The 19586-nt window shown below is 63.3% G+C and carries 17 protein-coding genes; 6 read left to right on the forward strand and 11 right to left on the reverse strand.

The annotated features are described in order from the left end of the window. Positions 1–12: 12 nt before the first annotated feature. From PPN31114_RS13370 to phnG, 4 genes are read right to left on the reverse strand one after another with little or no spacing between them, the layout of a single operon-like run. Complete coding sequence (locus PPN31114_RS13370) at positions 13–954, reverse strand: alpha-D-ribose 1-methylphosphonate 5-phosphate C-P-lyase PhnJ (RefSeq protein ID WP_150679956.1); 942 nt, start codon at positions 952–954, stop codon at positions 13–15. Beyond that, positions 951–2243 carry a carbon-phosphorus lyase complex subunit gene (locus PPN31114_RS13375; protein ID WP_150679957.1) on the reverse strand — a complete coding sequence of 431 codons (1293 nt, stop codon included), beginning with the start codon at positions 2241–2243 and terminating at the stop codon, positions 951–953. Before PPN31114_RS13375 ends, PPN31114_RS13370 begins: the two co-directional genes overlap by 4 nt. Next, positions 2243–2878, reverse strand: a complete 636-nt coding sequence (gene phnH / locus PPN31114_RS13380) for a phosphonate C-P lyase system protein PhnH (protein WP_246182534.1) — start codon at positions 2876–2878, stop codon at positions 2243–2245. Before phnH ends, PPN31114_RS13375 begins: the two co-directional genes overlap by 1 nt. Further along, positions 2879–3361: a phosphonate C-P lyase system protein PhnG gene (phnG, locus tag PPN31114_RS13385; protein ID WP_150679958.1), complete on the reverse strand. Its 483-nt coding sequence runs from the start codon at positions 3359–3361 to the stop codon at positions 2879–2881. 94 nt (positions 3362–3455) lie between these two features. Here phnG and phnF point away from each other — a divergent pair, with 94 nt between their 5' ends. The 6 genes from phnF (at position 3456) to purU (ending at position 10292) form a co-directional block, all read left to right on the forward strand. Next, the gene (gene phnF, locus PPN31114_RS13390) at positions 3456–4217 is read left to right on the forward strand and encodes a phosphonate metabolism transcriptional regulator PhnF (RefSeq protein WP_150679959.1); all 762 of its coding nucleotides are present in this window, start codon (positions 3456–3458) and stop codon (positions 4215–4217) included. Further along, positions 4214–5068: a DUF1045 domain-containing protein gene (locus tag PPN31114_RS13395; protein ID WP_150679960.1), complete on the forward strand. Its 855-nt coding sequence runs from the start codon at positions 4214–4216 to the stop codon at positions 5066–5068. The genes phnF and PPN31114_RS13395 overlap by 4 nt, the downstream gene beginning before the upstream one ends. Further along, positions 5065–5652 carry a phosphonate metabolism protein/1,5-bisphosphokinase (PRPP-forming) PhnN gene (phnN, locus tag PPN31114_RS13400; protein WP_150679961.1) on the forward strand — a complete coding sequence of 196 codons (588 nt, stop codon included), beginning with the start codon at positions 5065–5067 and terminating at the stop codon, positions 5650–5652. The genes PPN31114_RS13395 and phnN overlap by 4 nt, the downstream gene beginning before the upstream one ends. A gap of 138 nt (positions 5653–5790) precedes the next feature. Beyond that, on the forward strand, positions 5791–8271 hold the full coding sequence (locus PPN31114_RS13405; protein WP_150679962.1) for a GcvT family protein: 2481 nt from the start codon (positions 5791–5793) through the stop codon (positions 8269–8271). A gap of 179 nt (positions 8272–8450) precedes the next feature. Further along, positions 8451–9302: an NUDIX hydrolase gene (locus tag PPN31114_RS13410; RefSeq protein WP_150679963.1), complete on the forward strand. Its 852-nt coding sequence runs from the start codon at positions 8451–8453 to the stop codon at positions 9300–9302. Positions 9303–9419: 117 nt separating this feature from the next. After that, positions 9420–10292 carry a formyltetrahydrofolate deformylase gene (gene purU / locus PPN31114_RS13415; RefSeq protein WP_150679964.1) on the forward strand — a complete coding sequence of 291 codons (873 nt, stop codon included), beginning with the start codon at positions 9420–9422 and terminating at the stop codon, positions 10290–10292. Between the two features lie 82 nt (positions 10293–10374). On the opposite strand, the gene PPN31114_RS13420 is transcribed toward purU, so the two are convergent. From PPN31114_RS13420 to PPN31114_RS13450, 7 genes are all read right to left on the reverse strand, one after another. Continuing rightward, positions 10375–11802: a serpin family protein gene (locus PPN31114_RS13420; RefSeq protein ID WP_150679965.1), complete on the reverse strand. Its 1428-nt coding sequence runs from the start codon at positions 11800–11802 to the stop codon at positions 10375–10377. A 151-nt stretch (positions 11803–11953) separates the two neighbouring features. Next, positions 11954–13324 (reverse strand): MFS transporter, encoded by a 1371-nt coding sequence (locus PPN31114_RS13425; RefSeq protein ID WP_150679966.1) that lies wholly within the window; start codon positions 13322–13324, stop codon positions 11954–11956. A gap of 233 nt (positions 13325–13557) precedes the next feature. Beyond that, the gene (locus PPN31114_RS13430) at positions 13558–13947 is read right to left on the reverse strand and encodes a DUF488 domain-containing protein (protein ID WP_150679967.1); all 390 of its coding nucleotides are present in this window, start codon (positions 13945–13947) and stop codon (positions 13558–13560) included. Positions 13948–14064: 117 nt separating this feature from the next. Beyond that, a complete protein-coding gene (locus PPN31114_RS13435; protein WP_150679968.1) occupies positions 14065–15198 on the reverse strand; it encodes a 2-aminoethylphosphonate--pyruvate transaminase in 1134 nt (377 codons plus the stop codon). 88 nt (positions 15199–15286) lie between these two features. Beyond that, a complete protein-coding gene (locus PPN31114_RS13440) occupies positions 15287–17107 on the reverse strand; it encodes a putative 2-aminoethylphosphonate ABC transporter permease subunit (RefSeq protein ID WP_150679969.1) in 1821 nt (606 codons plus the stop codon). A gap of 7 nt (positions 17108–17114) precedes the next feature. Then, the gene (locus tag PPN31114_RS13445; RefSeq protein ID WP_150679970.1) at positions 17115–18197 is read right to left on the reverse strand and encodes a putative 2-aminoethylphosphonate ABC transporter ATP-binding protein; all 1083 of its coding nucleotides are present in this window, start codon (positions 18195–18197) and stop codon (positions 17115–17117) included. A 100-nt stretch (positions 18198–18297) separates the two neighbouring features. Continuing rightward, a complete protein-coding gene (locus tag PPN31114_RS13450; RefSeq protein ID WP_370865884.1) occupies positions 18298–19326 on the reverse strand; it encodes a putative 2-aminoethylphosphonate ABC transporter substrate-binding protein in 1029 nt (342 codons plus the stop codon). Between the last annotated feature and the right edge of the window lie 260 nt (positions 19327–19586).

The raw sequence follows: 19586 nt of genomic DNA on the forward strand, positions 1-19586 counted from the left end.
GGGTCACGGCGTTCATACGGCCTCCTTCGCTGCGCTGCTCGTGTCCGGCGCAGGGTCGGTGCGGCTGCCGCAGTAATCGCTGTCCGAGCACACATACATGCGCGTGCCAGCGTCGTCGGTAATCACTTCATCGAGGAAGCTTTCGGTCGCGCCGCACAGCGCGCAATGCGCGTCCCACTTCTGGATTTCGAACGGGTGGTCGTCGAAGTCGAGACTCTCGACCGGGGTGTAGGGCGGAATGGCGTAGAGACGCCGCTCGCGGCCCGCACCGAACAGTTGCAGCGCCGGGTTCATATGCAGCTTCGGGTTGTCGAATTTCGGAATCGGCGACGGCGACGAGAGATAGCGGCCGCCCACGATCACCGGATAGTCGTAAGTCGTGGCAATCGCACCGTGGCGCACGATGTCTTCGTACAGACGCACGCGCATGAGCCCGTATTCCCCGAGCGCATGCAGCTTGCGCGACTCGGCGATACGCGGCTCCAGCCGGAACAGCGGCTCGGGCATCGGCACCTGATAGACCATGATCTGGCCTTCGCGCAGCGGGGTTTCGGGAATGCGGTGACGCGTCTGGATGACCGTCGCATCGGCCGTTTTCGTGGTCGTCGCGACACCGGCGGTGCGTGCGAAGAAGCGGCGAATGTTGACCGCATTGGTCGTATCGTCCGCGCCCTGATCGATCACCTTGAGCGTGTCGTCGGCACCGATCACGGCAGCGCTCACCTGAATGCCGCCGGTTCCCCAGCCATAGGGCAGCGGCATCTCGCGGCTGCCGAAAGGCACCTGATAGCCGGGAATCGCCACGGCCTTGAGCAGGCTGCGGCGGATCATGCGCTTGGTTTGCTCGTCGAGAAACGCGAAGTTGTAGCCTTCCGCGAGCGGTGCAGCGCCGAGGGTGGCGCCAGATGCGGCGCGCGAGGTGTGTTGCGAATCGATTGTGGCAGCGTCGTTCATGCGGCCTCCTGCTTGTCTTGGGCAGCCGGGGCGAGATCGCCCTCGGCCTCGTCGGTGCCAGCGGTTGGCGCGGCTTGTGCGCCGTATTTGGCCGCGTGCTCGGCGCGCAATCGGCGCACCAGTTCCAGCTCGGCTTGAAAGTCGACGTAATGCGGCAGCTTCAAGTGCTGTACGAAGCCCGAGGCTTCGACGTTGTCGCTGTGATAGAGCACGAACTCTTGCTGCTGCGCGGGCGACGTGATGGCGTCCCCCAGTTCTTGCGTGCGCAGCGCGCGGTCGACGAGCGACATCGCCAGCGCTTTACGCTCGTTGTGTCCGAAGGCGAGGCCGTACCCCTGCGTGAACTGCGGCGGCACATCCTGATTGCCACCGAACTGCGTGACCATCTGGCATTCCGTGACCGCGATCTCCCCGATGTCGATCGGGAATCCGAGCTCTTCGGGCTCGATTTCGATGGCGACGTGCCCGATGCGGATTTCGCCCGCAAAGGGGTGATCGTTGCCGTAGCCGCGCTGCGTCGAATAGCCGAGCGCGAGCAGAAAGCCTTCGTCGCCGCGTGCAAGGTTTTGCAAACGCGCGGTACGCGAGGCCGGTGTGAAGAGCGGCGTGTGCACGAGATCGTGCGGCTCGGGATCGAGGTCGGTTGCGCGCAGCGATTCGAGCAGGCCGTCGCGCCCGAGAATGTCGGTCACGCGCGGCGTGGTATCGATGGGCGGCAGTGGCGGGATGTTCGAGCCGGTGGCGGCGTCGCCGTCATTCGCGCTGTCGGCATGCGAGGATGCTGACTTGGCTGTATTCCCAGCGGCGTGCGCCTGCGCAGCCACTGCATCGGCCCGCGGCTCGCGTACTTCACCTGCGAGCGGTGCGGTCGTGGCGTCGTCTTCGGCCAGCAGCGCGAAGTCGAGCAAACGCTGCGTGTAGTCGTAAGTCGCGCCGAGCAGTTGTCCGCCCGGTACGTCCTTGAACGTTGCGGAGATGCGGCGCGACAGACGCATCGCAGCCGTGTCGATCGGCGTGGTGGTGCCCAGTCGCGGCAACGTCGTGCGATACGCGCGTAGCAAGAAGATCGCTTCGACCAGATCGCCCGCCGCCTGCTTGATCGCCAGTGCCGCCAGCGTCTCGTCGTACAGCGCGCCCTCGCTCATCACGCGCGCGACAGCCAAACGCATCTGCTCGCGAATTTGCGTAACGGTGAGTGCGGGAATCGACGTGTCGCCGCGGCGCGCTTTGGCGAGCAAATCCCAAGATTGTTCGATGGCGCGTTCGCCACCTTTGACGGCCACGTACATCAGCACACCTCCACTTGCGTGGTGCGCGGCAGGCCGAGCACCGTGTCACCTGCCGCGATTAACAGATCGAGCCCGGCAGGAAAGCGCGGCGCGAGTGCCGCGCGCGCTTGCCAGAACGCTGCGTCGAGACCGCTAACGCTCACATCCGTATGCGTTGCGATACCCGGCCCACGCAAACGCAGGTGAAGGCCGCCGTCATTCGCATGACCCACGGCCAGCGTCGGCACGTCGACGATCAACGTGGCCGAGTGTTCGGGCGATTCCGACGTGCCGAACGCAAACCGATCGAGCGCCGGGCAGCGCGCCGGGTCGGTCAGCAGCGCGAACTGTGCGGTGGCGAGTGCGGCATCGCCGTACAGCAGCGGCGCACCGGTATGAAAGCGCAACGCGCTGACCACTTCTGCCAGCGGGGTTTGCAGCCAGACGGGTGTGGTCGCGTCGGCCAGTGCCAGCAACGTGGCACGTGCGGCGACGCTGGCTTCGTCGCTATGGGCGAGTCGGCTGCCGACGCTGCGCAGTTGACCGGGGCGGGCCAGCGCGTCGAGCACGGCGCGAAACACGCCTTGCGCATCGTGAATGGGGTCGGCGAAACCGGGTTGCAGTTGCGACCAGTCGGGCATCGATGCCATCAACATTCAGGCCTCCCGGACCATGGTGAAGAATTCGACGCGGCTCGCGGCGGTGTCGGCTTCGGCCTGTGCGACCGTGTCGGCAACACGCTGCGCAATGGCCGCGAGCGGTCCTGCGGCGAGCGTCGTGTGGTGCTGCGGCATTTGCATGAGTGCGTCGAGCCGGGCGACACGCACGGCGCGATCGGCGTCGCGTCCGAGCACGTAGCCGGTGCCGACCACGCCATCGCGCTGACGCAACGTGCAGCGCGTGACCGTGGTCTCGCCGAGATTGAAGCGATCTCCGCTGCCGCCGACCCGGCCCTGCACCAGCACGAGCCCGGTCTGCGGCGCACGCAGCCAGACGAACTCGGGCGCATCGGGACAGCGCGCCAGGGCGTCGTCGAGCTCGTCGCGCGTGGCGCGGGCGAGCAGCGCCAGCCAGCGCTGCCGAGCCTGCGGGGCGGCGGCAGGCGCTTCGTGCGAACCATCGAAAGTTGTGTTTGGCATGATTGTCTAGTCGTATAGACGTGTGTATGATCGCTTTGGCAATGAATGGGGTAGGACTCGCGAACTCATTACAACTTTGCCGGGTGTCAATTTCATGACAGCACAACTCGAACGCGGTGGCGGCGTGGCCGTTTGGCGACAGATTGCGCAGATTCTCGCCACCGAAATCGGCCAGCGCCGCTATGGCGAAGGCCTGCCCGACGACCGCCTGCCGAGCGAAACCGATCTGGCTCACCGCTTCGGCGTGAATCGCCACACGGTGCGGCGCGCTATTCTTGGTCTGGCCGAGCAAGGGCTCGTCAACGTCGAGCATGGCCGGGGCACCTTCGTGCAGGCGGGCGCGATCGATTACGTTATCGGGCGCCGTACGCGCTTTTCCGAAAATCTTTCCCAGCACAACCTCAAGGTCGCGCAGCAGATTCTGTCGGCGCACAAAGTGAGCGCCGAAGCGAATGTGGCACTGGCGCTGGAAGTGCCCGCAGGTACGCCGGTGTACCGCGTGGAATTGGCACGCCGCAGTCTCGACGATCAGGGCATCGAGTTGCCGCTGGCCTACAGCGAGAATTGGTTTCCGGCGGCACGCTTCGTCGATTTCCCCGATGTCTTTGCGCAGTACACGACGATCAGCGCCACACTCGCCACGTATGGCGTGACCGATTACACGCGACGCGAAAGCCGCATCGGCGCACGCTTGCCGGACGCCGACATCGCGCGGCATCTCGGCATCAATCGGCAGCAGCCGGTGTTGAGCGTGGAGAGCACCGATGTCGATGTGAAGGGCAAGCCGATCAAATACGGCATTGCGTACTTCCCGGCCGACCGCATGCAACTCGTGGTGCAAGGAGACGCGGCATGAGCGGCGGTTTCGATGCAACGCATCTGGCGTCTGCGCATGACATGTTGGCGGCACTCGATCTGAATGTGGCGCGATTTGCGGTGTACTACGTACCCCCTGCGGGCTCATGTTGGTGGCACGAAGGCAGCCGCTGGCTGGGGCGCGACGCCATCACGAACCGGGCACTCAATGCGCCACAGGTCGCCGGGCTATCGAGCGCGTTATCGGAGGTCACCGTCGACGCGCGTCGCTACGGTCTGCACGGCACGCTCAAAGCGCCAATGCGTCTTGCTGCGGGCGCGAAGCTCGAAGACTTGTCCGCCATCGCAGCGCAAGTCGCCGCACGGCACGCCGCTTTCGATCTGCCGCTGACCATCGATGTGGTGGATACCGACAACGGCAAGCGGCCGGGGTTTGTCGCGCTGCGCCCGAAGACGAATGTCGCTGGCGTGCCGGGCGTGGTGAGTGCCGCTGGGGCGTCGGCCGCGAAGCAGATCGATGCGCTCGCGTTCGATTGCGTGGAAGCTTTCGACGGCCTGCGCGCACCGCCGACTGACGCGGAACTGGCACGCCGCCTTGCGCAACCGCTCACCACACGTCAACGCGAATTGCTCACGCATTGGGGGTATCCGTTCGTGTTTGACGAATTCCGTTTTCACATCACACTCACCGATCGTGTGAATGCTGCCGATGCAGCGGCGATTACCGATTGGTGGAAGCCGCGCGTGCAGGCGCTCGGTGCCATGCGTGTCGATGCGCTGGCGTTGTTTGTGCAACCGACGCCCGATGCACCGTTCGTGCTCGCAGAGCGGTTCGCGCTCGGGCAGGGTGGTGTGATGGGGCAGATTGATACGGCCGGAGGTGGCGCATGAGCCGCGCTCGCTTGTTCTACGTGATGGGCGAGTCGGGGGCCGGTAAAGATTCATTGCTGGCCTATGCGCGCGAGCGCATTGGTGTAAGCACCGAAACCGGTTCGCCCGTCCTATTCGCTCATCGCTACATCACCCGCCCGCCCACGGGCGACGGCGAAAACCACATCGCGCTGTCGCTAGCGGAATTTGCGCAACGCCAGGCGTTGGGCGCGTTTGCCCTCGATTGGGACAGTCACGACTGCCGCTACGGCATTGGCGTCGAAATCGACGCGTGGCTGGCCGCAGGCGCGAGTGTCGTGATGAACGGCTCGCGCGCGTTTCTCTCGCGCGCGGTGCAACGGTACGGCGCGCGACTGTCGCTCGTCGAAATTCAAGTGGATCCGCTGGTGCGTGCGCAACGGCTCGCCAGTCGTGGCAGAGAGTCGGGCGATGCGCTCGACAAGCGCGTGGCGCATCGCGTGCAATGGACGCCGCCCGAGGGCATCCCCTTTACCGCCATTGCCAACAACGGCACGCTGGCTGACGCGGGCGAGCGGTTGGTGGCGGCGCTGACCCAACAAGGTGACGCGCCGATGTCACGGTAACAATCCGGTAGCGGTGTGGCGTTGTGTGTCGTTATTTTGCAAATTATTGCAAAATGGGCAAGCTTTGCGTAATCTCACGACATCCACCACGACACCGTCCGCGCCGTTGTCGGCGCGGGCCGCTTTCCGGAGCCCCTCATGGCCACAGCCTTGCCCACTCATGCCCGCGTCGTCATCGTCGGCGGCGGCATCGTCGGATGTTCCGTCGCCTATCACCTGGCCAAACTCGGCTGGTCCGATGTCGTATTGCTCGAACAAGGCCAGTTGTCGTGCGGCACGACATGGCATGCGGCGGGGCTCGTTGGGCAATTGCGCTCGCAAGAGAGCATGACCAAGCTCATCCGCTATTCGACCAAGCTCTATAGCGAACTCGAAGCGGAGACGGGGCTGGGCACCGGGTGGAAGCAGTGCGGCTCGTTGTCGGTGGCCAGAACGGCCGAGCGCATGACGCAACTCAAACGCACGGCCGCCGTGGCGCGTGCTTATGGCGTGCAATGCGACGTGATCTCGCCGCGCGACGCGGGTGAGTTGTGGCCGGTCATGCGCACCGACGACCTGGTGGGCGCGGTCTGGCTACCCGGCGACGGCAAGGCCAATCCGACCGATCTCACGCAGGCGTTGGCGCGTGGCGCGCGCAGCCGCGGCGTGCGCATTGCCGAGAACACCCGCATTACCGAAATTCACACTGCGTCGCCGAATGGCGTACGCACCGCCACCGGCGTGTCGTGGCAGAACAAAGACGGCGATCACGGCCGCATCGACGCCGAGATCGTCGTCAACTGCGCAGGGCAGTGGGCGAAGGCCGTGGGCCGCATGTGCGGCGTGACGGTACCGCTGCATTCCGCCGAGCACTACTACATCGTGACCGAGCGCATCGCGGGGGTGCATCCCGACTTGCCGGTGATGCGTGACCCCGATGGCTACATCTATTTCAAGGAAGAGGTGGGCGGGTTGGTGATGGGCGGCTTCGAGCCGAATGCCAAGCCGTGGGGCATGAACGGCATTCCCGAGAATTTTGAATTTCAACTACTGCCCGACGATTGGGACCAGTTCGAGATCCTCATGGAGAACGCGCTGATTCGCGTGCCCGCACTGGAGACCGCGCAAATTCGCCAGTTCTACAACGGCCCCGAATCGTTCACGCCGGATAACAACTTCATCCTTGGTGAAGCGCCGGAGTTACGCAATTTCTATGTCGGCGCGGGTTTCAACTCGATGGGCATTGCGTCGGCGGGCGGCGCGGGTATGGCGCTCGCGGAGTGGATCGTCGCGGGCGAGCCGACGATGGACTTGTGGCCGGTCGACATTCGCCGCTTTGCAGGCTTCAACGGCAACGACACGTGGCTGCACGACCGCGTGAAAGAAACCCTCGGCCTGCACTACGCGATGCCTTGGCCGAATCGCGAACTGGACACGGCACGTCCGTTCCGCCGTTCGCCGTTGTACGCCACGCTGCTTGCGAAGGGGGCTTGCTTCGGCAGCAAGATGGGCTGGGAGCGGCCGAATTTCTTTGCACCGTCGCCTGACGAAGCGCGCATTGAGTACAGCTTCGGTCAGCAGAACTGGCATGCGTGGAGTGCCGCCGAGCATCGGGCGTGCCGCGAGGCCGTGGCGCTGTTCGACATGAGTTCGTTCTCGAAGCTGCTGATCAAAGGGCGCGACGCCGAGCGTGTGCTGCAATCGTTGTGCACCAATGACGTGGCCGTGGCTCCGGGCCGCACGGTCTACACCGGCATGCTCAACGAGCGCGGCGGCTACGAGTCGGACTTCACGCTCACACGTCTCGCACCGGACCAGTACCTGATGGTCACCGGGTCGGCGCAGACCACCCGCGACATGGACTACGTCGAGCGCCGCATTCCCGCCGATGCACACTGCACGGTGGTGGATGTGACGGGCCAATATTCGGTGCTCGCGTTGATGGGTCCGAATTCGCGCGCCTTGCTCCAGCAAGTGTCGAAGGCAGACTTTTCCAACGAAGCGTTCCCGTTCGGCACGAGCCGCGAGATTGATCTGGGCTATGCGACGGTGCGCGCCACGCGTCTGACCTATGTCGGCGAACTGGGTTGGGAGTTGTATGTGCCGGTCGAATTCGCGGTGGGCGTCTACGAGGCGTTGCATGCAGCAGGCAAGGCATTCGGCTTGCGCGACGCGGGGTACTACGCCATCGATTCGCTGCGCATCGAGAAGGGCTATCGCGCGTGGGGCCGTGAACTGACGCCCGACACGAACCCCGTCGAAGCGGGCTTGACGTTCGCCTGCAAGCTTGCGAGCGATCTGCCCTTCGCTGGCCGCACGGCGGTAGAACAAGCGCGTGCGCAAGGCGTGCGGCGCAAGCTGGTCAGTGTGGCGCTCGACGGCGCGACCGGCAGCATGTTGTGGGGCGGCGAAGCCGTATTGCGCGACGGGCAGCCGGTAGGCTTCATTTCGTCGGCGGCCTATGGGCATACGATCGACGCACCGGTCGGACTGGCTTTCCTCACCAACCCCGACGGTGCGGTGGATGCCGCGTTCGTCGAGGCGGGGCGCTATCAAGTGGATCTGGCCGGTGAATTGCACGACGCACGGGTGCAATTGCGCGCGCTTTACGACCCGAAGGGCGAGCGCGTGAAAGCCTAAGAGGCGGCTTAAGAGGGGCGCAAAGCGGGGACTCAGGAAGGGCGTAGGCCGGGCGCAAGACGGCGTGTGCGTTCGTCCGAATCGCTTCAGACTCGGGCGGATTCCCCGCCGCTTCTGTAAAATGCCGCTTTTGCCTCGTTTTCGCACCTGTCCGGTGAGGGTGCGTCCGGTCTTCCCGTATGTCTTTTGCTTGTATTGCGGCAGCGCGCCGCTTCGACGACACGGCACACCTGCCGCTCGTGATCGGTTCGCAGCGTTATGGCTGGATTCGCCGCCGCGACGCCGAGGCGCTGTGCCGCTGGCCCGAGGTTTTCGAAATCAGCTCGCTCGCGGTGCGTATTCATCCGCGTCACGACACGTGTGAAGCCCGCACGGCGGCGCTCGCACCGGTCATCGAGACGCTGGCTGCCGAGGGCCTCATCACCGGCTGGCGCAACGAACGCTATGCGATCCGTCAGCGGCTCTACGATGCACCGCTGGCGTGGATCGAGCGTGCGGCATCGCGCTTCTTCGGCACGCGTACGTTTGCCGTGCATGTGAACGGGTATGTCCCGGCGCGTTTTGTGGGCGAAGCCCCGAAGATGTGGATCGCTCGCCGCAGCGTGCACAAGGCGACCGATCCCGGCTGTCTGGACAATGCGGCCGCGGGCGGTATCGGCAACGGTATCGGCGTGGGCGACACGCTCGTCAAAGAGTGCTGGGAAGAGGCGGGGATTCCGGCGTATCTGGTGGGCGAAGCCCGGCCGGGGCGCACGCTGCATATCCTCGCGGAGATTCCGGAGGGCGTGCAGTCGGAGCAGATTTTCGTCTACGACCTGGCGTTGCCCCGAGGCTTCGTGCCCGAGAATCAGGACGGCGAGGCGAGCGCCCATTGGCTGTGTTCTGCCGGAGATGTGCGCGACGTGATCGCGCGCGGCAAGATGACCGTCGACGCGAGTCTCGCGAGCCTCGATTTTCTGCTGCGAGAAGGCGCGGTTCGCGCGAAAGACTGCGCCGGCATCGACGCGCTGTTCAAACCGGCCGACGAATAATCACGGTGCCCCGGTGGTGCGATGCATGCGCAGTACTCGGCATGCCTGCCGCACCCGGTGCCCCAAACAGAATTTCCACACTGCAACGTCATTGCAAGCATTTGCCCAGGAGCAATCATGGCACCGATCGAAAATAGCTACATTCTGAAGTTGTCCTGCCCGGACCGTCCCGGCATCGTCCACGCGGTGGCCGGTTTCCTGGTCGAGCGCGGCGGCAACATTCTCGACTCGGCCCAGTTCAACGATCGCTTCACGGGCGGCTTCTTCATGCGCGTGCACTTCCAGCAACTGCCGGGCGAGAGCGATCTCGCCACGTTGCAGCGCGACTTCGCGCCGCTGGCCACGCAATATGAAATGCAGTGGGAGTTGGTGGATGCCGCGATCAAGCCGCGCGTCATGCTCATGGTCTCGAAGATCGGTCACTGCTTGAACGATCTGCTGTTCCGCTACAAGACCGGTCAGCTCAACATCGAGATTCCGGTGATCGTCTCGAACCACAAAGATTTCTATCAGCTCGCCGCCAGCTACAACATCCCGTTCCATCACCTGCCGCTCATGAATTCCACGTCGGAATCGAAGGCGGCGCAGGAAGCGAAGGTGTTCGAGTTGGTCAACGACAACAACATCGATCTGGTGGTGTTGGCGCGTTACATGCAAGTGCTGTCGTCCGACCTGTGCAAGAAATTGGCCGGGCGCGCGATCAACATTCACCACTCGTTCCTGCCGAGCTTCAAGGGCGCGAAGCCGTACTATCAGGCGTTCGATCGCGGCGTGAAGCTGATCGGGGCGACGGCGCATTACGTGACGTCCGATCTGGACGAAGGCCCGATCATCGAGCAGGAAGTCGAACGCGTGGATCACACGATGGACCCGGAACAACTCACGGCCATCGGGCGCGATGTGGAGTGCGTGGCGCTCGCTCGCGCAGTGCGCTATCACGCCGAGCACCGCATTCTGCTCAACGGCCACAAGACGGTGATCTTCCGCTAATTGGCGAAGCGCATGCGATGAAAAAAACGCCCGGAAGAAGTCCCTCCGGGCGTTTTGCTTTTTGACGCGCGCAACTGGTGCGTTAGCGCGCGGGCGACTCGCTGACGGCGTCATTCTGGGCAGGCGACGGGTCCGCGATGTGCATCGCGAGCAGCGGCAGTCCGCCCTTTGTGGTTAGCAACATGTAGAAAGGTCGACCCAGCGTGATTCGTATTTTTTCCCCGGCACCGTCCATGAACACCGTGCGCTGAGTCCCTGCTGCGCGAAATCCCTTTTCGCTGTGCCCCACGCAGATGACTTGCTGCATTTGGATATTGGCCGGGCTATGGGAGGCCGCGAGGTCGGTCTGCGCAAGATGAACACCGGGAGTCACGTCGGTTTTCACCGTGAGGTCGAAGCGCGGTACTCGGAAGTCGGCGTTCCGTGTCTTGAGACCCAGCGTCTTGGAGGGCGTGTCAGGTGCGCGGAGCCGCTCCAGTAACGCATGAAATGCCTCGTGACTCGAGGCGGCGGAGCGCGACGGAAGGGCATAGATCATCCGCAGGCGATCTGCTCGTGAGTCATTCCCGAGCGGCTTCTCGATGACGACATCGAACCCCGCGACTGACAGTCCGACGTTATACGCGCCATCGGAATCGCGCATCATGTCCACGACCTTTCTCCGACCGTCCTGAAGTTGGAAGAAGGCCCGCTGCGTACCTTCTTTCGGAAAGGCTTCTAACCAAGGGGCCTCGAAAAGGAAGCAATTGAGCAACATTGGCTTGCCCGGCGTTGGGGCCGGAAGCTCGACATGGGATACCGCACCGTTGGTGATGGCCTGGACACGCTTATCGACCACTGTCTCGATCGTTTCACCCGGTGACAAGGCGTCAATGGCGATGCCATGCGTGTCAACCAATCGTTGTGCGGCGTCGATGGCACGGCGATGGTCGGCTTGCGCCAGTGTCCGCGTGTCGCCGATGACCATCATGGTGTCGTTGATCTGAATAGACTTGCCAAGATTCGTGCCAAGACGCTCCCTCAGGGCGGTCAGCGCGTCAAACAAACGGGGAAGCTCGCCGTTGTAAGCATTGGCGATAAAGGCACTCGCATGCAGACACGACCGGGTTTCGAAAACCCAATTGCCGTTGGCGGGAATGCGCTGAGCCCGGAGCGCACCGAATACAAGCGATCGTGCTTTTGCCAGTGGGGTGGAATGTTGGTCGGGCGCTACACGCGCAGCGGTAGTTCCACGTATGTCGCTGGCAAAAGAGGCGTGACGATTTTCTGTGGGCAGGTTCAGGGCTGGCTGGACGTTTCCCAAGCGCCGTTGCCGTGCGGCGCCGAGGTGTTCGCGTTGCGCGAAGAGCATCGTTGGGTGAAGCGCCTGAGACACTTGCTGCAAGTTGTCGGCACGGACCAAGCAGCGGCGAATTTCGTGATGTATGCCTTCTCGTGGCTCGTTTGTTTCTGGTGAGTGCGACGTGTTCGTTTTCGTGCCGGTGGGCGTGAGCTTGTTCGATGGGAACATGATTCGATCCAGAAGAGGAAATGGCTCGCGCTAACTCACCGGCGCCCCCCGGCGCCGATAGTGCAGACGAGCGCTGAATGGAATCGACATTCTGCGAACGCAACCGGCACTTCGCTTCTGGATCGCGTGCCGACCTATCAGTTTTACTCCGTCAGCTGCGTTGTGCCAGTTCGGCACCTGCGTCGCGGGCGAGGCGGGCAATCGAGATCGTCGAACTCACGGCGATCAGGCAGACGGTCAGGAATGCCCACGGGAAGTCGACCGCAGTGACGTGATCGCGCCCGTGCAAATACGACGACGTTTGCAGCACGGCCGCACCGATGGTGATGCCGAGCGTGAGCGACACCTGCTGTGCCACGCTGGCCAGACTCGTCGCCTGACTCATGCGATGTGCGGGCACGTCGGCATACGAGATGGCGTTCAGGCTCGTGAATTGCAGCGAACGGAAGCAGCCGCCGAACAGCAGCGTGCCGAGAATGACCAGGTGCGGCGTCTGGTCCGTGAAGAGTCCGTACCCGCCGATGGTGGCCGACGCAATCAGTGCGTTGGTCATCAGCACGCGGCGAAAGCCCCAGCGTTGCAGAATGCGCAGCGAGAGCGTCTTCATGAACATGGCGCCCGCCGCCGAGATGAAGGTGAGCGCACCCGATTCCATCGGCGTCATACCGAAGCCGAGTTGCAGCATCAGCGGCAGCAGAAACGGCGTTGCGCCCACGCCAATGCGGAACAACGTGCCGCCTGCTACCCCGGCGCGAAACGTTGGGATGCGGAAGAGATCGAGCCGCAGCAGCGGATGCGCAAGCCCGCGCGCATGCCGCAGATACCACCACAGCAATACCGCGCCGATCGCGACGAGCCCGAGGGCAAGCGGCGTCGGAATCAGATGCCTGCCAATGGTCGAGAGTCCGAGCATCAGAATCGACAGCCCGAGCCCGGAGAGGATGAAGCCCTTGACATCGAGCGGCGGCACATCGTCTTCAAACAGATCGGGGATGTACTTCGTGGCGAGCACGAAGCCGAGAATGCCGATGGGGATATTGATGAAGAAAATCCAACGCCAGTGCCAATACGTCGTGATGAAGCCACCGAGCGGCGGGCCGAGCACCGGGCCGACGAGTGCGGGAATCGTCAGATAGTTGAGCGCGCGCACCATCTCGCGCTTTTCCACCGACTTGAGCAAGGCGAGCCGTCCGACCGGCACCATCATGGCGCCGCCCATGCCTTGCACGAAGCGTGCGATCACCAGTTCCGGCAGGTTCGTCGAAATGCCGCAGCAGATCGAACCGAGCACAAACACACCGATGGCGAAGCGGAACACGTTGCGCGTGCCGAAGCGGTCGGCGATCCAGCCGCTGATCGGGATGAAGACGGCGAGGCTGATGAGATAGGTCGTGAGTGCGAGCTTGAGCGTGATCGGGCTCTCGCCGAGATCCTTGGCGATCAGCGGCAACGAGGTGGACAACACGGTGGAATCCATGTTCTCCATGAACAGCGCGCAGGCAACAATCAGTGGAACTAGCATGAGGCGGCGGGCGGCCGTAGCGGCAGCCGGATAAGCGAATGGGGTGAGACGGGCGCGCGAATGTCGAAGGTCTGGCGCAGCGCGCTGCCAAACGTTATAGCAAAATTTGCCGCCCCTCGCGCCGCTTTCGCCGGATGCCCGAGATCATGCGGGTTTTCAGGCGATGCTCGCCGAATGCTGCCGTTTTGAAGGGCGGAATGCCGTGTTGAAGCGCGATACGGCGTCATGGCGCTTCATCGCGATTCGAGAAAGTCGCGCAGCACGTCCAGGTGTGTTTGTTTGTCGCCGTCTTCGAGTTTGTGCGCTGCGGTCAGCAGCGTGACGCGGCCTTCGGTCAACCGGGTGCGCAAGGCGGCGAGCATCTCGTTGTGATCGGCGTCGAGCGTCTTCAGTTCTTTCAGAAACCGCGTTCGAAACTCGTCGAACTGCTCCGGATGTTCATGAAACCACTTGCGCAGATCGGTACTCGGCGTGACGTCTTTTGCCCAGAAGTCGACCTGCGCTTTCGCTTTGGCCAGACCGCGCGGCCACAGGCGGTCGGCCAGCACGCGCTGTCCATCGTCGGCGGACGGGGCGTCGTAGACGCGTTTGAAATGGATGTCGGCAGCTTTCGATGACGGCATGGGGGACAGCCTCCGCGAGGGCCACGCGCACGCGTGTGATAGGCGGAAGCTTACCGGAGGATACGAGACGAGGCGAGCGCCGCGCGAAGTGCGACGGCGCTCACCAGTGTTGCGAGGTTATGCCGCCTTCGTGAGCGGCGCGACTTGCCGGATGCCGAGCGACGTCAGCGTTTGGGCAATCGCGGTGACGACGTTGCGCATTTCGTTGTCGTCGATGGCGCCGATGCAGCCCACGCGGAACGTCTCCAGTTGCGTGAGCTTTCCGGGGTACAGGATGTAGCCTCGCTCGCGCACGGCGGCATAAAACGCTTTGAAGTCGTACTTGCCGTCGGCAGGCGCGTGGAACGTGACGATCACCGGGGCCTGCACCTCCGGCGAGAGGAACGGCCGGAAGCCGAGCGACGCCATGCCGTCGACGAGGGCGCGGCAGTTGCGGCGATAACGCTCGCCACGCACCGGTTGCCCGCCCTCTGCGAGGAACTGATCGACTGCCGCACGCAATGCCGCCACCACGTGCGTGGGCGGCGTGAAGCGCCACTGCGTCGTCTTCTGCATATACGTGTACTGATCGTGCAGATCCATCGCCAGCGAGTGACTATTGCCCGCCGACGCGTCGAGCACCGACTTCTTCACGATCACGAAGCCCATGCCCGGCACGCCTTCGAGGCATTTGCCGCTTGCCGCGATCAACGCATCGAACGGCATCGTGCGCGCGTCGATTTCCACGGCACCGAACGAACTCATCGCATCGACGATCAACCCCTTGCCGTGCTTCTGGCACACGCGGGCAATCTCCGCGAGCGGATTGAGCACGCCCGCCCCTGTCTCCAGATGCACCTGCGCGACGTGCGTAATCGACGGATCGCGCGTGAGCGCTTCGTCGATCGCGACGGCGCTTGCGGCCTGATCTTCGGGAACGGGAAGCGCGATGGCATCGCGGCCGAGATAACGGCAGATTTTCAGAATGCGCTGGCAATACGCGCCGTTATCGGGCACCAGAATGCGGGCATTGCGCGGCGTGAGTGTGCCGATGGCCGCTTCCACGGAAAACGTGCCCGAGCCTTGCAGCGGCACGCACGCGTAGTCGTCGCCGCCGTGCACGATATCGACGAGGTCGCGGCACAGCGACGCCGTGATCTGGTTGAACTGGGTGTCCCACGAGCCCCAGTCGCGCAGCATGGCTTGTCGGGTCGCCGGCGACGTGGTGAGCGGGCCGGGGGTGAGCAGAATCGGTTCCTGACCGAGAATCATGACCGCCTCCTATTGAGCGGGGGAATCAAACGAAATCAAGCGAGATAAGCGAAAAGCAGCGAAGCGCAGCGAATGCACATACCGACCATCAATGACCTTTGCGCGCGAGCGCGGCGGGCCGCCGCCACGCTTGCGTGTAGCGCTCCACCACGAGCTGAATGCCGTGATACAGCAGGCACACGAGCATCGACGTGAGCACGACGAGGGTGGCCATGGCGGCGGCGGGACCGATCGAGCCCGTCTCGTCCATGTTCACGATGGCCACCGAGGCGAGCGACGTATCGGCCGAGTACAGGAAGACCACGGCGGACACCGTGGTCATCGCATTGACGAAGAGATAGCGACTGATATCGATGATCGACGGCAAACAGATCGGTGCCGACACGCGCCAGAACGTGCGGTAGAACGGCACTTTGAGCGAGGCCGACACGTACTCGAATTCCGGGTCGATCTGCTTGAGCGCGGTCACTGCGGTGAGATGGCTCGACGAGTAGTAATGCACCACGTTGACGATCACCAGAATCGCCAGCGACCCATACAGACTGTGCAGCGGATTCCCTTCGGGCACGAAGAAGAAAATGTAGCCAAGCCCGAGCACGAGACCGGGCACACCCATCGGCAGCACCGCCATCATGCGGATGAAGCCGCGCAGCCAGGCGAGGCCACGCGTTTTCTCCAGCAGATATGCAATGACGAAGATCACTGCCGTGCCCCATACCGCGCACCAGAACGCCATTTGCACGCTGTTGATATAGGCATCGACCGCGCCGCTCTCCACCAGCCCGAACTGGTAGTGACCCAGCGAGAGGCTGAAGTTGTACGGCCAGAATTTCACGAACGAGGCGTAGACCGCCATGCCGAGAATGGCGAGCATGATGGCGGCCATCCCCCAGCAAAGCACCGCCATCGCCCAGTCGAAGCCGCGCGAGGGTTTGGGCACGTAAGGCACGGCGCGTGCCGAGAGCAGCGCTTGTTGCTTGCGCTGCACCACGGCGTCGACCAGATAGGTGATGCCCACGGGCACGAGCAGCACGAGGCCGACGACGGCACCCTTCGAGAAGTCCTGCTGTCCGATGACGAGTTTGTAAATGTCGGTGGCCAGCACGTTGAAGTCGCCACCGATCACTTTCGGAATACCGAAGTCGGAAATCGCATAGGTGAAGACGATCATCGCCGCGCTGATCACGCCATACTTCGCGCCCGGCAGTGTGATCGTGAAGAAGCGCCGCAACATCGGCGTGCCGAGTGCATCGGCCGCTTCGTAAAGCCGTGCGTCGGTGAGCGAGAGCGCCGTGATCATGATCATCAGCGCATGCGGGAACGTGGCATTCACCAGAGACATCACGATGCCCAGCGGCCCGTAGATATCGATATCGCCCATGAACGGGCGCAGCACGCCTTGATTGCCAAACCAGAAAATGAACGAGATGGCTGGCAGCAGCGTGGGTCCGAGAATCGGGATGAGCGCGATATTGCGCAGCAACGTCTTGCCGCGAATGCAGCTACGCGTGAGGGCGTAGGCAAAGATGAAGGCGAGCGGCACCGTGATGCCCGTCGTCACGATCGAAATCCACACGCTGTTCCAGATCGAACCGAACAGGGCAGGGGAATGAAAGTACTCGCGAAAGTGCCGCAAGCCGACGAAGTGACCGTCGTTGTCCTGCACGCTCTTGATGAGAATGGCGGCCATCGGCGCGAGCAGAAACAGCACGCCCGCTGCCGCGGCCACCAGCAGCAGCGCTTGGGCCAGACGATCCGTCCAGTGCGACGCCAGCCGTGCAGGCCGCAGCGTCGACGGTGGCGCGCTACCGGCTGGCCCCGCTTGAGGCACATGGGCGGCGTGATGAGAGAGCGGCGCGGTGGCTTGCGCTGACGAGGCGGCGGTCAATGTCGACGGTACGGAGCTCATCGCGGCTTCACCCTTGACGGAAGACGCGCACGGCGGCGCGCGGCACGGCAAAGCGCAACGCGCCGCCGGTGGCCGGTTGCAGGGCCTGCATGTCGGCAGGCGAGAGGTCGGCGTAGAGCGGGTGGTCGCACGCGGGCATGCGCAGCGTTACACGAGAGAACGCGCCGAGGAATTCGATTTTCTCCACGGCGCCGTCGAAGAGGTTGGCCTCGTCGTCGAGCTCGTCGAGATCGCGCACGCGTACGTCTTCCGGGCGGAAGAACACGCGAATGTCTTCACCGGTGCGACAGCCGTTGAGCGTGCCGCAAGTGAGTTCGTATTGGCCGACTTGCACGCGCCCGGCGTCGCCCAGACGCGCGGGCAAGATGTTGGTCTTGCCGACGAAGTCCGCGACGAATGGCGTGGCCGGGTGCTGATAAATCTCGCCGGGCGTGCCTACTTGCTCGATCATGCCGTGGTTCATCACCACGATGCGATCGGCCATCGACAGCGCTTCTTCCTGATCGTGAGTGACCAGAATCGTGGTGATGCCCAGACGCTGTTGCAGCGCGCGAATTTCGCTGCGCAACCGCACGCGCACGCGCGCATCGAGGGCGGAAAGCGGTTCGTCGAGCAGCAGCAAACCGGGGGACGTGGCGAGTGCGCGCGCAATGGCGATGCGCTGCTGCTGTCCGCCCGAGAGTTGCCCGGGGAACTTGCGGCCTGCGTCGGGCAGGCCGACCATCTCGAGCAATTCGGCGACGCGTTGATCGCGCTCGGCGCGTGGCACGCGGCGATTCGTCAGGCCGTAGGCGACGTTCTGCGCCACGCTCAGGTTCGGGAACAGGGCATACGACTGGAAGACGATGCCGTAGTCGCGCTGCATGGGCGGCAGGGTGGAGATGTCGCGGCCGTTTTGCGAAATTCTGCCGTGGGTCTGCGCTTCGAGCCCGGCGATGATACGCAGCAGGGTGGTCTTGCCGCAGCCCGACGGGCCGAGAAAGCAGAGCATCTCGCCGCGCCGGACGGTGAGATGAATGTCGCCCAGCACCACGGTGTTGTCGAACCGTTTGTGGATGCCGGCGAGGCTCAGATACGTGTCGTCGCTCATTCGGGGGACCTCCTGCGATGGGCGTTGTGTCCGGTGCGATTAAACGGAGATATCAAGCGGCGCTGGGCATTCGTGCGAACCCTGCCCAGCGCCACTCACGTTACTTCTTCTCCGACTTGGCGCCGTAACGCTTCTGCCATTCGGCAAGTACCGACTCGCGGCTCTTCGCGATTTCCGTGAAATCGTTCTTCACGAGCATGTCTTGGTAATTGGCCGGAATCGTGTCGAACTTCTTCGCCACGCCCGGATACGCCACGATGGCCCAGTCCTTCGCATACATCTCGTTGGCTTCCTTGGTGGCGAGCCAATCCATGTAGCGCTTCGCCGCATCGAGCTTCTTGGTGGTCTTCACGATGCCGGCCGCCTCGATGTCGTAGCCGAGCCCTTCCTTCGGGAACACCAGATCGATCGGTGCGCCAGCGGCCTTGGTGCGGTGCGCGTTGAATTCGAACGAGATGCCGATCGGGTACTCGCCCGCGCCCGCATCGCGGCACGGCTTCGAGCCCGAGTGCGTGTACTTGACGATGTTCTTGTCGAGCGCGTCCATGTACTTCCAGCCGCCGTCTTTACCGAACATCTGGAGCCATGCGGTCACGTCGAGAAAGCCGGTGCCCGAGGTGGCCGGGTTCGGCATCACGATCATCCCTTTGTAGATCGGCTTGGCGAGGTCTTCCCACGACGTGGGCTTCGGCAAATTGCGCTTGGCCGCTTCTACCGTGTTGAAGCACACCGTGGCGCCCCACACGTCGAGCCCGATCCACGACGGCGGCGTGGCCTTGTCGCTATAGGCACGCGTGAGCTGGTCGAAGCCCTTGGGCGAATACGGCGTGAGCAAACCTTCCTGCTTGATCAATTCCAGGCTCGATGCAGCGAGCCCGGCAATCACGTCGGCCTGCGGATTGGCCTTTTCGGCGAGCACCTTGGCGGTGACCACGCCGGTGGAGTCGCGCACGTACTTGATCTCGATATCGGGGTTCGCTTTCTGAAAAGCCTCGGCGTACGGCCGCATCACTTCGACCTCCCACGCCGTGTAGACAGTCAACGTGGTCTTGGCGAGGGCATGACCGGCCTGTGCAGCACAGACAAGTCCGGCGGCGAGGGCGGCAGCGGCACGCAGGGCGCGGCGCATCGGTTGGTTCATGGATGGCTCCTGTGGGTCGGGCAAAAACGCCTTCTCTGAGGCGGTGTGTTGCATATTATTGGCAAATTATGTCTTTTTCTTGAAACCCTTTGCGTTTGTCATCTGCTCGTCAAATACCTCCAATAGTATGGAAATCATTGATTCAGATAGGGTTTTGTCGCTGCCTGCACCGACTCACCCCGACAGTGTTGCAAAATTCGCCTGCGATGTCGGATGTGTTTTGTTGACAATCTACAAACTGCTGTGCT

The sequence above is a fragment of the Pandoraea pneumonica genome, from assembly GCF_902459645.1.
GTDB classification, from domain to species: domain Bacteria; phylum Pseudomonadota; class Gammaproteobacteria; order Burkholderiales; family Burkholderiaceae; genus Pandoraea; species Pandoraea pneumonica.